A 12,320-nucleotide genomic window follows, 5' to 3' on the forward strand; every position below is an offset into this window, starting at 1 on the left:
GATAAAGTGTGAATTTGTTGACAACCCTGTATACAGGATTTATACTATAGACATTAAAAATGTGCGTGATTCGGCAGTAGAATCAATCAAGAACCAGGCAGGAGGAAAAAAGATGAAGTGCCCATATTGTGGTAACATTGATACAAGAGTCATCGACTCAAGACCGGCAGATGACGGAACGACGATCAGAAGGAGAAGATCCTGTGATGCGTGCAACAAGCGTTTTACAACCTATGAGAAGGTGGAGACCATACCGCTGATCGTGATCAAGAAGGACAACAACCGCGAGCAGTATGACCGTACTAAGCTGGAAGGCGGAGTACTCCGGGCGTGCTATAAACGTCCGGTAGCGGCAGCAGATATTCAGGCAACGATCGACTCGATCGAGACAGCGATTTTCAGCCGGGAAGAGAAAGAAATTCCGAGCAGCCAGATCGGTGAGATTGTTATGGAAAGTCTGAAAAAGCTGGATCCGGTTGCTTATGTACGTTTTGCATCGGTATACAGGGAATTTAAAGACGTGAATACCTTCATGGATGAACTGAAGAAAATATTAGAATAAAAGGGGAAAGACAAATGGAACGGAAAAAGACAGTATTGCTCTGCGTGACCGGCGGTATCGCGGCGTACAAGATTGCAACACTGGCAAGTATGCTGGTAAAGACAGGATACGATGTGAAAGTTGTGATGACACAGAATGCAACGAATTTTATCAATCCGCTGGTATTTGAGACGCTGACACAGCATAAGTGCCTGATCGATACATTTGACCGCAATTTTGAGTACAGTGTGGAGCATGTGACACTGGCAAAATGGGCAGATATTGTGATGATCGCACCTGCCACGGCAAATGTGATCGGCAAGCTGGCACACGGGATTGCAGATGATATGCTGACTACGACTGTGATGGCATGTGCCGAATGTAAGAAGATCCTTGCACCGGCGATGAATACAAGAATGTATGAGAATCCGGTCGTACAGGATAATTTAAAACTTCTGGAGCATTATGGATATGAAGTGATTCAGCCGGCAAGTGGACATCTGGCATGCGGAGATAACGGAGCCGGGAAGATGCCGGAAGCGGAGACTTTGTATGAATATATTTATCGGGATACTGCTTATGAGAAAGATCTGACCGGAAAGAAAATTCTTGTCACAGCAGGACCTACAAGAGAAGCAATCGACCCGGTGCGCTACATTACGAATCACTCATCCGGTAAGATGGGATATGCTCTTGCACGCGTTGCTGTGGCAAGAGGAGCGGATGTTACGCTTGTCACCGGACCGACAGAGATCAAAAAGCCGATGTTTGTGAAGATTGTTCCGGTCACGACTGCAAAGGAAATGTTCGAGGCGGTAAAGGAAGAGGCAGCAGATGCAGACATTGTGTGTAAAGCAGCAGCGGTTGCAGATTACCGGCCAAAGCATATTGCGGATGAAAAGGTGAAAAAATCGGACAGTGAGATGAGTCTGGAACTGGAAAAGACAGACGATATTCTGAAATATCTCGGAGAGCACAGAAAAGACGGACAGTTCCTGTGTGGATTTTCGATGGAAACCGAGAATATGGTTGAAAATTCCAGAAAGAAGCTTGAAAAGAAGAAGCTGGATATGATCGCGGCAAATAATCTTAAAGTTGCCGGAGCAGGATTTCAGGGCGATACAAATCAGATGACGCTGATCACGAAGGAAGATGAGACTGCACTTCCAATGATCAGCAAGGAAGAGACAGCAGCTTGTATTCTGGACAAGATTCTGGAGTGTATGAATAAATAAAAAAGCCAAAATGTATTGTATCTCGTAAAGAGAATAGTAACAGGAGGAAAAGAAAAATGAATCAAGGCAATGAACGTACTACATCCATGTCCAAAACAAAAGGACTCGTACAGATGGCAATCTTCGCAGCACTTATTGTAGTGCTGGCATTCACCCCGTTTATCGGATATATCCCATTGGGATTTACAAGGGCGACGATCATCCATATCCCGGTGATCATGGGATCGCTGATGCTTGGACCGAAGAAGGGCGCAGCGCTTGGAGGCGTGTTTGGTTTTACAAGTTTTATCAATAATACGATAAATCCGACATTGACATCATTCGTATTTACCCCATTTTACAGTTTGGGTGAATACAGTGGAGGGATCGGAAGTCTGATCATCTGTTTTGTGCCACGTATTTTGATCGGTGTAGTACCGTTTTATGTTTACCGTCTGGTTAAGAAGCTTTCAAAAAACAATGGAGTATCCTCTGTTGGACTGATTGCGGCAGGACTTTCCGGAGCACTGACCAATACGCTTCTTGTCATGAATCTTATTTTTGTATTTTTCAGAAATGATTATGCGGCAGCCAATGGTATTACCGTAAAGGCGGTATATGGATTTATTCTGAGCATTATCGGAATCAATGGGATTCCGGAGGCGATCGTAGCGGCGGTGATCACGCTGGTACTTGGGAAAACACTGATGAAAAAAGGGGTACAGGAAAGATTAGGAGTGTAAAAATGATACTTGCGATTGATATAGGAAATACAAATATTGTACTTGGATGTGTGGATGACAACAAAACCTATTTTATCGAAAGACTTTCCACGATCAAGACAAAGATGGAACTGGAATATGCGATTGATATTAAGATGGTTCTGGATATTCACGGAATCAAACCGGAGAAGCTGGAAGGAGCGATCATCAGCTCGGTAGTTCCGCAGATTACATATGTTGTAAAAGAGGCGGCAGAAAAGATTCTGAAAAAAGAGACACTGGTCATCGGACCTGGCGTGAAGAACGGACTCAATATCCTGATGGATAATCCGGCACAGCTCGGAAGTGATCTGGTGGCAAATGCAGTTGCCGGAATTGCAGAATACAAAGCACCGATGATGATTTTCGATCTGGGAACGGCGACAACAGTCAGTGTGATCGATGAAAAGAAAAATTATATCGGAGGCATGATCTATCCGGGAGTGAATATTTCACTGAACGCCCTGACGGAAAATGCATCCCAGCTTCAGGGAATCGGTCTGGAAGCACCGAAGCGGATTGTCGGAAAGAATACGATCGAATGTATGAAGAGTGGTGTTCTCTATTCCAGTGCAGCGGCAATCGATGGAATTATTGACCGGATTGAGGAAGCGATTGGACAGCCGATGACTGCAATCGCAACAGGTGGACTTTCCAAGAAGATTGTTCCGTACTGCAAGAGAGAGGTCATACTGGATGACGATCTGCTCCTGAAAGGACTTCTGATCATTTACCGGAAAAACAGATAACAGAAAGGTGACAGGGACGAGGACTTATAAAGTTTTCGCCCCTTTTATAAAAGGATGAATACTTACCGGATAACAGTTGCCTATGATGGAACGGCGTATCGTGGATGGCAGAGACAGGAGAATACGGAACTTACTGTACAGGGAATTCTGGAACGGCGGATTTCAGAAATTGTAGGGAAAAAGATGGTGGTCAGTGGTTCAGGAAGAACGGATAGTGGTGTACATGCGTTAGGGCAGGAGTGCAGTCTGTATCTGGAACAAGAAATTGATATGGACAGTTTTAAGAAGCAGTTAAATGCACTTCTCCCGGAAGATATCAGAGTGGTGGATATCAGCAGAGAAAAACGGGATTTTCATGCAAGAAAGAGTGCGGTCGGGAAATGCTATGAGTATCAGATCGATCTGCGTGACAAGATGGAAGTATTTCATCGGAAATACCGGTTTCATTTTCCACATCCGGTCGATATCGCTGCGATGGAAAAAGCAGCAGAGTATCTGATGGGAACCCACGATTTTTCCGCCTTTACGGATTTGAAAGAGGACAAAGATACGGTACGGACGATTTATGCGGTCGGGATCGTGTATGAAAAGGATACACTTACGTTATCGTGGATCGGAGATGGATTTTTATATCATATGGTCCGGATACTTACCGGAACGCTTCTGGATGTGGGAATCGGGAAAATAAAAGCGGAAGAGATACCGGAGATTCTGAAAGCGAAAGACCGGAAGAAATCTGGTTTTCCGGCACCGGCGAAGGGACTGTTTTTAGGCCGTGTTTTTTATACAGAAGCGGAGCTTAAAAAAGCGGTACAGAAGATCAGCGAAAAATAAAAACCAAAGAAATGGAGGAAAGAGAAGAGATGAAGTTTATTTCATGGAATGTAAATGGAATCCGTGCATGTGTGCAGAAAGGATTTATGGATTTTTTTAAAGAGGCAGATGCGGATATTTTCTGTCTGCAGGAGACAAAGATGCAGGAAGGGCAGCTTGTACTTGATCTGCCGGAATATCACCAGTACTGGAACTCGGCTGTGAAAAAAGGATACTCAGGGACTGCAATTTTTACAAAGAAAGAGCCGTTATCGGTTACTTACGGACTTGGGATAGAAGAACATGATCAGGAAGGGCGCGTGATCACACTGGAATTTGAGGATTTTTATTTTATTACCGTGTATACACCGAACTCCCAGAGCGAACTGGCAAGACTTGACTACCGTATGACCTGGGAAGATGCGTTTCTTGCTTATCTTAAGAAGCTGGAAGAGACAAAACCGGTGATCTTCTGTGGAGATTTGAATGTGGCACACAAAGAAATTGATCTGAAGAATCCAAAGACCAACCGGAAGAATGCCGGATTTACAGATGAAGAGCGAGCAAAATTCTCAGCACTTCTGGATGCGGGATTCATTGATACTTACCGCTATTTCTATCCGGATAAAGAAGGAATTTACTCCTGGTGGTCCTACCGGTTTAAGGCAAGAGAAAAGAATGCAGGTTGGCGTATCGATTACTTCTGTACATCAAAAGCACTGGAAAGCAGGTTGGAAGATGCGAAGATTCTGACAAATGTATTTGGGTCTGACCACTGTCCGGTGGAACTGGATTTTAAGTAGGGGTGAGATCGATAAGCTGCGACATCAAATTGTAAAAAAATAAACTGATCAGATTCACTTTTGTGCGATGGAATCTGATCAGTTTATTTTTTTGAAATTTTTCGTTCAGGGATAGTGGATGATTCTGTTTGAGGGAATATATAAAATTCTGCCTGCATATAAATATACATGGGTAATTTAGCTTTTGGGATGAGGAGGGACATGTATGGAACGGATTGGAAGTATCTGGACGATGATAGTTCGGTATTTGCTGCTGGTGATGTTTGGTGGAGTGATTGTCTGGGCGTGCAATAGTGCAGGAATATCGGTTTACGCAGATGATGGGGAGACACCGGATGGAGCAGAGCTGATCCGGTTTGATTTTCACAAGTCGGTAAATCAGGAGGTTGGGATCCCGGCAGGGATACCAGGATTTTTCACTTATTTTTATGAAGGAAAAGAATACCATTACGGATTCCGGTTTGACAGAAATGGGACAGGGCCAGAGACAGAAAAGTTTGGTACGGCATATGTCTGGGCACCTTATACGGTTATTTATTATGACGCTGCAGGTGGTGAGATCGAGAATTACGGTACGGCAACAGCAGGCGGAAGAAGGCTGTTTGCGACAAGGGGAAATGGTGAAGAGCTTGAAGCCGGGCTGAATAAAGGAAAGAACAAAAGAAAATTTGCGGCAGACTATACTGTGTATGGGCAGAGCCTTCGGTTAAGTGAAGGATGTATGCCAACGGCAGTGAAAGACGGATATCGATTTGAAGGATGGTATGCGTGGACTGATGCTGGAGTTGTGCAGGAAAAAGAACTGGCAGAGCTTGCAAAACAGGAGCAGTATGGGACCCTTGAAGATGAGCTGAATGAGAAATATACGGAGCAGACAAAGCTTCTGGAAAACCGGGAATCCGAAAGATACCCGGCATCCAGTATTACACTTTACGCAAAGTGGGACAAGATCTGGGAGTAGGAGTTAGATATATCCGCCGTCCATGCCCAGGATCTGTCCGGTAAGATAGGCAGGGGCATTTGCAAGCTGCCATGCGAGAAGCGCGACTTCTTCTGGTGTCCCGAAACGTCCGGCAGGGATTTCTTCTGCGAGGGCAGCTTTTTCTTCCGCATCCAGAAGATCGTTCATTACGGTATCGATGACACCACAGGCGATCGCATTGACCTGGATATTGCTTGGCGCAAGTTCCTTTGCAAGTGCGCGGGTAAGACCGTTCAGACCGGATTTGGTGGCAGAATAAGCGACTTCACAAGAAGCACCGACAGTTCCCCACATCGAAGAAATATTGATGATGCGTCCGGCTTTCTGATGGATCATATAAGGAAGTGCTGCGCGGCAGCAGTAAAATGCGGAAGAAAGATTAGTGGAAATCATTCGGTTCCATTCTTCAACGCTCATATCCGTCAGAAGTCCCATCCATGAGATTCCGGCATTGTTGATGAGTACGTCAAGACCGGAGCCGGACATTTCAATCTGGTCAAAGATACGTCTGACTTCGGATGGAACACCTACATCTCCAGGAAGGATTTCGCAGGAACCGGAGGTTTCCTTTGTGATAAAATCAGCAGTAGCCTGCAATTCACTGATGGATTTGCGGCAGTTTAAAAATACATGCCATCCCTCTTTTGCAAAGTGGATAGCGCAGGCTTTTCCGATTCCACGGGAAGCGCCGGTGACAAGAATCTGTTTTCTGTTCATTTATAAAAACTCCTTTTGCTATTTATAAGAATTACTTTACAGTTGTTTTTTTCTACATAATCAGACAATATTATACACTGATTTTCTTGTGATTTAAAGACGCTGGTGTTATGATAAATATTGAAAAAATGTCATACAGATGCAAGGAGGAAAAACATGGTACAGAAAGCCATTGATTTTGCCACCAAAGTACATGAAGGTCAGTATCGGAAGGGGACCGACAGACCGTATATTGTACATCCGATGGAAGTAGGAAAGATAGTATCCACGATGACACAGGATGAGGAGATCATCAGTGCAGCAATCCTGCATGATACGATCGAGGACTGTGAGGGTGTGGATGCAAATGTGTTAAAAGAGATGTTTTCAGCAAGAGTTGCGGGAATCGTATCACAGGAAAGCGAAGATAAATCCAAGACCTGGATGGAAAGAAAAAGTGCAACCATAGAAAGGCTTAAGACAGCACCAATTGAGGTTCAGATGATCGGACTTGCGGACAAGCTGTCGAATATGCGGGATATTGATCGGGATTATCCTGTATGTGGAGAGGAATTGTGGAACAGATTCCGAATGAAAGACAAAGCAACGATCGGATGGTATTATAAAGGCGTCAGAGAAGCATTACGGGAAGCATTTGCAGAGACAGAAGCATTTGCAGAATACTGTAGTCTGATTGACAAAAATTTTGGATAATAATGAGGTAGAAGAGAGGACAATCAAAGATGAAGAAGATTTTGATGTTAGGTACAGGTGGGACGATCGCATCCCGTCAGACAAAGGATGGACTGGCACCGGGACTGACACCGGAGGATATTTTATCTTATATTCCGGCTGTAAAAAATGTATGTGAGGTTCAGACAAAGCAGGTGTGTAATCTTGACAGCACGAATGTAACACCGGAACACTGGAAAATGATGGTAAAAGCAGTGGAAGACAATTATGCATATTATGATGGGTTTGTAATCTGCCACGGCACGGATACGCTTGCATATACAGCGGCGGCACTTTCTTATATGATACAGAATTCAGCCAAGCCGATTGTTGTTACAGGAGCGCAGAAGCCGATCAATATGGATGTGACAGATGCGAAGACAAATCTGCTGGACAGCTTTATTTATGCGGCGGATGATGATTCCCAGGGGGTCAACCTTGTATTTGACGGAAAGGTAATTGTCGGAACACGTGCAAAAAAAGAGCATGCAAAGAGTTACAATGCATTTTCGAGTATCAATTTTCCGTATCTTGCAGTTATTCAGGATGGTATCCTGGTCCGGTATATTCCGGAGATCCCGTGCCGCCATGCAGTTAAGTTTTATTATGATATGAAAGACAGTGTATATGTATTAAAGCTGATCCCGGGAATGAAGCCGGATATTCTGTCCTATCTGTTTGAACACTATGACTGTCTGGTAATTGAAAGCTTTGGCGTAGGTGGTATTCCGCAGACGCTTGTTCAGGAATTCTATCAGGAGATGGAAAAATGGTCAGGCAAGGGCAAATTTGTCGTGATGACAACACAGGTTGCCAACGAGGGAAGTAATATGACGGTCTATGAAGTCGGGAAAAAAGTTAAGCAGGATTTCAATATGATCGAAGCCTATGATATGACGCTGGAAGCAGTGATCACAAAGCTGATGTGGCTGATGGGAAGAGAAGAACAGGATATGCAGAAAGCATTTTACACGCAGATCAATCACGATATCCTTTTTACAAAGAGAGGATAAAGCAGGTGCAAATAAAAGAGGAAGGATTCCGGATGAATGGAACACCTTCCTCTTTTTGAATATTTAATTTTATCCGGTTAGATTTTTTCAAAGTCGCCGATCATGTCTTTGATCTCTTCCATGTGGCAGTCCGTCTCGCTTACGGTTTGTGCACATTTCAAAAGTTCGGCTTCGATGGCCTCGATATCTTTGTCAGCACCGATTGTTTTTTTGTAACGAAGCTGATGATCTACACTTGCCCAAAAATCCATTCCGATCGTGCGGATCTGGATTTCGGCGCGCATTGGAACTTTTCCCTCTGTAAAGAAAACCGGGATCTCAACGATCATATGATAGCTTCGATAACCGTTTGACTTTGGTGCTTTTATGTAGTCTTTGATCTTAAGAACGGTAATGTCATCCTGTGAAGTGATCAGGTTGGCAATTGTATAAATGTCACTGATAAACGGGCAGATCACCCGGATTCCGGCGACATCGTCCAAATTCTTGACAATACTCTCCTCTGTAAATGGCAGATCACGTCTGCGCAGCTTTTCATAGATGCTGGCAGGACTTTTTACACGTGATTTGATAGATGAGATTGGATTGCGTCTGTTTACTGCTGAAAACTCATCATCAAGGACTTCCAGCTTTGTTTGGATCTCACGGATCGCACAGCGATACTTCATCATCAGAACATCAAAGTTCTTATTATTATTGATAAAATCAGCCGGACTAATCGCATTTAGCCACTGTGATTCCAGCGCAGTGGGATGCTCAGAAGCCGGAATCAGGTTAAGTTGTGTCTCCATATGATTACTCCTCTTTATTCTGGTTGCTTATATTATTATAGCATATCTATGGTAAGGTGCATAGCATACAGAGTACGGAAATTGTTTTAAAAATAACAATCTTTTAAATGCTATGGAATCCTTTTCCGATGATCTCGCTGGTGTTGGAAATCAGAATAAAGGAAGAAGGATCATTTGTCTTGATAAAATTACGGAGTTTGATTGCCTGCTGACGGTTCAGCGCTGTAAAAATAATGTATTTATGTTCACCGGTAAAGGCTCCGTGTGCTTCACAGATTGTGGCGCCTCGGCCAAGTGAGTGGACGATGTAATCACAGATCGGTTCCGGATTACTGCAGACAACGTTGAAATATTTGGAAAGGTTCAGACTTTCAATAAAGCTGTCTACAAGGAAGGAACGGATGATCAGTCCGAAACAGGAATAAAGTCCTGTTTTTATGTCGAAGATAAAGAAACCTGCAACGGTGATCGCAACGTCTGAGCAAACCAGTGCACGTCCGATGTCAACACTTGTAAATTTTTTCAGGATCATGGCAATAATATCTGTACCGCCACTGGAAGATCCGATATTGAAGAGGATTGCAGAACCGAGTGCCGGGAGTGCAATCGCAAACATTACCTCAAGCATAGGCTGATTGGTAAATGGCTGGTTCATTGGAAAGATTCGTTCAAATAAAGAAAGCGCAAAAGAAAGCAGGACACTGCAGTAGGCTGTCTTTGCAACAAATTTTTTGCCGAGGATTATTGCGCCAAGAATCAGAAGTGACATGTTGGCAACGAATGAAAAGTCGGCAGCAGAAATAAGTCCGGTTTTGGCAATCAGTACGGCAAGACCGGTGATTCCGCCAAATGTGAAGTTGTTTGGAAACTTAAAAAAATAAGTCCCTACTGCGATCAGCAGAGTTGCTCCGCTCATTGCAGTAAAATTTTTGATTTTTTCTCTCATTTTATATTCCCCGATCGATTCATAAAGTTTTAGAAAACGGATGAAATACTGAAAAAATATCATCCGATTTCCGTTGGTATTGTAACGCCGAAAATGTATGAAGTCAACCGTTTTAGAGCATTTTCGCAATGTATACGATGATACGAAAATACGGGGATTTTCGTGCATGATACAGCGCCTGAAAGGACATACTAAAAGGCAAAAAGGAGGATGGATTATGGACCAATATATACCGGTTACAGATATTATTGCGCGGGAAATTCTGGACTCGCGCGGAAACCCGACTGTAGAAGTAGAGGTGCTTGCAGGGAGTCATTTTGCAGGAAGGGCGATGGTTCCTTCCGGGGCATCGACAGGAAAATATGAAGCGATCGAGTTAAGAGACGGGCAGCACCGTTATCAGGGACTTGGAGTCAGACATGCGGTAGAGCATGTAAATGACCGGATCATCCGGGAAATCCTGGGTATGAATGTACTAGAGCAGGCAAAGATCGATCAGATGCTTCTGGAACTTGACGGTACGGATAATAAGATCAATCTTGGCGCCAACGCAATACTGGGTGTGTCACTTGCTGTTGCGAGGGCAGCGGCAAATGCACTTGAAATTCCGCTGTATCAGTATCTTGGCGGGATAAATGCAAAACAGATGCCAGTGCCGATGATGAATATTTTAAATGGAGGAAGACATGCAGATAATTCCATTGACATTCAGGAGTTTATGATCATGCCTGTCGGGGCAGTGTGTTTTGAAGAGGGACTTCAGATGTGTGCTGAGATTTATAAAATGCTTCGCTCGATCCTGGATCAGTACGATTACCCGACAGCTGTCGGAGATGAGGGAGGATTCGCACCAAATCTTCCGGATACAAAAGAAGCACTCCGGATGATCATGCGTGCAATTGAAAAGGCCGGGTATAAGCCGAAAGAGCAGATCGTGATCGCATTGGATGCAGCGGCAAGTGAACTATATGATAAAGAGAGAAAAGAGTATATATTCGAAGGAGAAGCCCGGATGCATGGACACCGGGTGGCCAGATCTACAGAAGAGATGATTGATTATTATGAAGAGCTGGCGGGAGAATTTCCGATTCTTTCCATTGAGGATCCGTTGGATGAGGAAGACTGGGGAGGCTGGGAGCTTCTGACAACAAGGCTGGGACTGGATATGCAGCTTGTAGGAGATGATCTATTTGTCACCAATGTAAAACGGCTAAATGCCGGAATTTTAAAAGAGATCGCAAATGCAATTCTGATCAAAGTCAATCAGATCGGGACACTGACAGAAGCGGTAGATGCGATTCAGATGGCGCAAAGAGCCGGTTATCAGGCAATCGTATCACACCGTTCCGGAGAGACGGAAGATCCGTTTATTGCAGATCTGGCGGTGGGATTCAATACGGGACAGATCAAAACCGGTGCACCGTGCAGATCTGAGAGGGTGGCAAAATATAATCAGCTTCTTCGGATTGAGGAGAGGCTGGGGAATATTGCCAGATATGAGAACCCATTTGTACGATTTTCATAAGATTTCCGGAATACGCCGCCTCCGGGCAGGAGGTATTGAAAATAAAAGCAGTGTATGATATTATGCAGAGTATAAGAATGGGAAAAGAGATCACTTTCTAAGCGAACAGGGAGTGACCTCTTTTCGTGAGGATAATAAAAGGAGAACCGGAAAATGATAAGAAAGATAAAAGCGGAAGACAAAGAAATCTACATAAAAATGGCACATGATTTTTACCGGATGCCGGCAGTGGATCATCCGGTTCCGGATTCATATCTGGAAAAAACATTTGAAGAGTGTATGAAGAGCGATACCTATGCGGAGCTTTTTATCCTGGAATGGGAAGGTGAGATCGCAGGATATGGACTGATCGCCAAGACCTTTTCACAGGAGGCGGGCGGAATGGTATACTGGCTGGAGGAATTATATATAATGGAAGAGTATCGCTCCAAAGGACTTGGAAGTGAGTATTTCGGATATATGGAAGACCACAAAGAAGAAGGGGTTACAAGATTCCGTCTGGAGGTCGAGAAGGAAAATGAAAGAGCCTGGAAGCTGTACAAAAGGCAGGGATATGACTGGCTGGAGTACGATCAGATGATAAAAGAGTTTCGTTAGAAAAATGTCAGATAAAAGAAGAAAAAGTATACAAAATGACTTTCTTTAAAAAAATGTAAAAAAGTGCTTGCATTTCCGTAAAGATTTGCTATAATAAGTTTGTTCGCTGTTGAGAACCAGAGCGGACATACAGATGATGCGGATTGGTGTAATGGCA

At 43.9% G+C, this 12,320-nt stretch carries 14 protein-coding genes; 11 read left to right on the plus strand and 3 right to left on the minus strand.

The features are described from left to right. Positions 1-112: 112 nt before the first annotated feature. From nrdR to PG840_RS10695, 7 genes are all read left to right on the plus strand, one after another. On the plus strand, positions 113-562 hold the full coding sequence (nrdR, locus tag PG840_RS10665) for a transcriptional regulator NrdR (RefSeq protein ID WP_022220817.1): 450 nt from the start codon (positions 113-115) through the stop codon (positions 560-562). 14 nt (positions 563-576) lie between these two features. Beyond that, the gene (coaBC, locus tag PG840_RS10670; RefSeq protein WP_008371456.1) at positions 577-1,776 is read left to right on the plus strand and encodes a bifunctional phosphopantothenoylcysteine decarboxylase/phosphopantothenate--cysteine ligase CoaBC; all 1,200 of its coding nucleotides are present in this window, start codon (positions 577-579) and stop codon (positions 1,774-1,776) included. Positions 1,777-1,832: 56 nt separating this feature from the next. Continuing rightward, a complete protein-coding gene (locus tag PG840_RS10675; RefSeq protein WP_173700001.1) occupies positions 1,833-2,498 on the plus strand; it encodes an ECF transporter S component in 666 nt (221 codons plus the stop codon). A 2-nt stretch (positions 2,499-2,500) separates the two neighbouring features. Next, the gene (locus PG840_RS10680) at positions 2,501-3,265 is read left to right on the plus strand and encodes a type III pantothenate kinase (protein ID WP_008371460.1); all 765 of its coding nucleotides are present in this window, start codon (positions 2,501-2,503) and stop codon (positions 3,263-3,265) included. A gap of 54 nt (positions 3,266-3,319) precedes the next feature. Continuing rightward, on the plus strand, positions 3,320-4,099 hold the full coding sequence (gene truA / locus PG840_RS10685) for a tRNA pseudouridine(38-40) synthase TruA (RefSeq protein ID WP_270205844.1): 780 nt from the start codon (positions 3,320-3,322) through the stop codon (positions 4,097-4,099). Positions 4,100-4,128: 29 nt separating this feature from the next. Continuing rightward, positions 4,129-4,881 carry an exodeoxyribonuclease III gene (locus PG840_RS10690; RefSeq protein ID WP_022220816.1) on the plus strand — a complete coding sequence of 251 codons (753 nt, stop codon included), beginning with the start codon at positions 4,129-4,131 and terminating at the stop codon, positions 4,879-4,881. Positions 4,882-5,086: 205 nt separating this feature from the next. Continuing rightward, positions 5,087-5,842: a hypothetical protein gene (locus tag PG840_RS10695; RefSeq protein WP_270205845.1), complete on the plus strand. Its 756-nt coding sequence runs from the start codon at positions 5,087-5,089 to the stop codon at positions 5,840-5,842. Between the two features lie 3 nt (positions 5,843-5,845). Here PG840_RS10695 and ymfI read toward each other — a convergent pair whose 3' ends face one another. Continuing rightward, positions 5,846-6,580, minus strand: a complete 735-nt coding sequence (gene ymfI / locus PG840_RS10700) for an elongation factor P 5-aminopentanone reductase (protein ID WP_270205846.1) — start codon at positions 6,578-6,580, stop codon at positions 5,846-5,848. A 156-nt stretch (positions 6,581-6,736) separates the two neighbouring features. Here ymfI and PG840_RS10705 point away from each other — a divergent pair, with 156 nt between their 5' ends. Continuing rightward, on the plus strand, positions 6,737-7,273 hold the full coding sequence (locus tag PG840_RS10705) for an HD domain-containing protein (protein ID WP_008371469.1): 537 nt from the start codon (positions 6,737-6,739) through the stop codon (positions 7,271-7,273). A 29-nt stretch (positions 7,274-7,302) separates the two neighbouring features. Further along, a complete protein-coding gene (locus PG840_RS10710; RefSeq protein ID WP_022220814.1) occupies positions 7,303-8,304 on the plus strand; it encodes an asparaginase in 1,002 nt (333 codons plus the stop codon). Positions 8,305-8,381: 77 nt separating this feature from the next. Here PG840_RS10710 and PG840_RS10715 read toward each other — a convergent pair whose 3' ends face one another. Continuing rightward, positions 8,382-9,095: a GTP pyrophosphokinase gene (locus PG840_RS10715; RefSeq protein ID WP_243002793.1), complete on the minus strand. Its 714-nt coding sequence runs from the start codon at positions 9,093-9,095 to the stop codon at positions 8,382-8,384. Positions 9,096-9,198: 103 nt separating this feature from the next. Beyond that, positions 9,199-10,041, minus strand: a complete 843-nt coding sequence (locus PG840_RS10720) for a YitT family protein (RefSeq protein WP_270203706.1) — start codon at positions 10,039-10,041, stop codon at positions 9,199-9,201. 217 nt (positions 10,042-10,258) lie between these two features. Here PG840_RS10720 and eno point away from each other — a divergent pair, with 217 nt between their 5' ends. Both eno and PG840_RS10730 read left to right on the plus strand, forming a co-directional pair. Beyond that, positions 10,259-11,566, plus strand: coding sequence for a phosphopyruvate hydratase (gene eno, locus PG840_RS10725; RefSeq protein WP_270613629.1), 1,308 nt, complete (start codon positions 10,259-10,261; stop codon positions 11,564-11,566). A 153-nt stretch (positions 11,567-11,719) separates the two neighbouring features. Further along, positions 11,720-12,163: a GNAT family N-acetyltransferase gene (locus PG840_RS10730; RefSeq protein ID WP_270205720.1), complete on the plus strand. Its 444-nt coding sequence runs from the start codon at positions 11,720-11,722 to the stop codon at positions 12,161-12,163. Positions 12,164-12,320 lie beyond the last annotated feature (157 nt).

Origin of the sequence: Coprococcus sp. AM97-35, assembly GCF_027697525.1 — a bacterium.
GTDB classification, from domain to species: domain Bacteria; phylum Bacillota; class Clostridia; order Lachnospirales; family Lachnospiraceae; genus Allocoprococcus; species Allocoprococcus comes.

What these genes read in the sequence shown, in the direction of transcription:
- coaBC (WP_008371456.1), top strand. Translation starts at nt 577, where the DNA reads ATGGAACGGAAAAAGACAGTATTGCTCTGCGTGACCGGCGGTATCGCG.
- PG840_RS10715 (WP_243002793.1), bottom strand. Translation starts at nt 9,095, where the DNA reads ATGGAGACACAACTTAACCTGATTCCGGCTTCTGAGCATCCCACTGCG.
- PG840_RS10680 (WP_008371460.1), top strand. Translation starts at nt 2,501, where the DNA reads ATGATACTTGCGATTGATATAGGAAATACAAATATTGTACTTGGATGT.
- PG840_RS10690 (WP_022220816.1), top strand. Translation starts at nt 4,129, where the DNA reads ATGAAGTTTATTTCATGGAATGTAAATGGAATCCGTGCATGTGTGCAG.
- truA (WP_270205844.1), top strand. Translation starts at nt 3,320, where the DNA reads ATGAATACTTACCGGATAACAGTTGCCTATGATGGAACGGCGTATCGT.
- PG840_RS10695 (WP_270205845.1), top strand. Translation starts at nt 5,087, where the DNA reads ATGGAACGGATTGGAAGTATCTGGACGATGATAGTTCGGTATTTGCTG.
- PG840_RS10675 (WP_173700001.1), top strand. Translation starts at nt 1,833, where the DNA reads ATGAATCAAGGCAATGAACGTACTACATCCATGTCCAAAACAAAAGGA.
- ymfI (WP_270205846.1), bottom strand. Translation starts at nt 6,580, where the DNA reads ATGAACAGAAAACAGATTCTTGTCACCGGCGCTTCCCGTGGAATCGGA.
- PG840_RS10720 (WP_270203706.1), bottom strand. Translation starts at nt 10,041, where the DNA reads ATGAGAGAAAAAATCAAAAATTTTACTGCAATGAGCGGAGCAACTCTG.
- PG840_RS10730 (WP_270205720.1), top strand. Translation starts at nt 11,720, where the DNA reads ATGATAAGAAAGATAAAAGCGGAAGACAAAGAAATCTACATAAAAATG.
- eno (WP_270613629.1), top strand. Translation starts at nt 10,259, where the DNA reads ATGGACCAATATATACCGGTTACAGATATTATTGCGCGGGAAATTCTG.
- PG840_RS10710 (WP_022220814.1), top strand. Translation starts at nt 7,303, where the DNA reads ATGAAGAAGATTTTGATGTTAGGTACAGGTGGGACGATCGCATCCCGT.
- nrdR (WP_022220817.1), top strand. Translation starts at nt 113, where the DNA reads ATGAAGTGCCCATATTGTGGTAACATTGATACAAGAGTCATCGACTCA.
- PG840_RS10705 (WP_008371469.1), top strand. Translation starts at nt 6,737, where the DNA reads ATGGTACAGAAAGCCATTGATTTTGCCACCAAAGTACATGAAGGTCAG.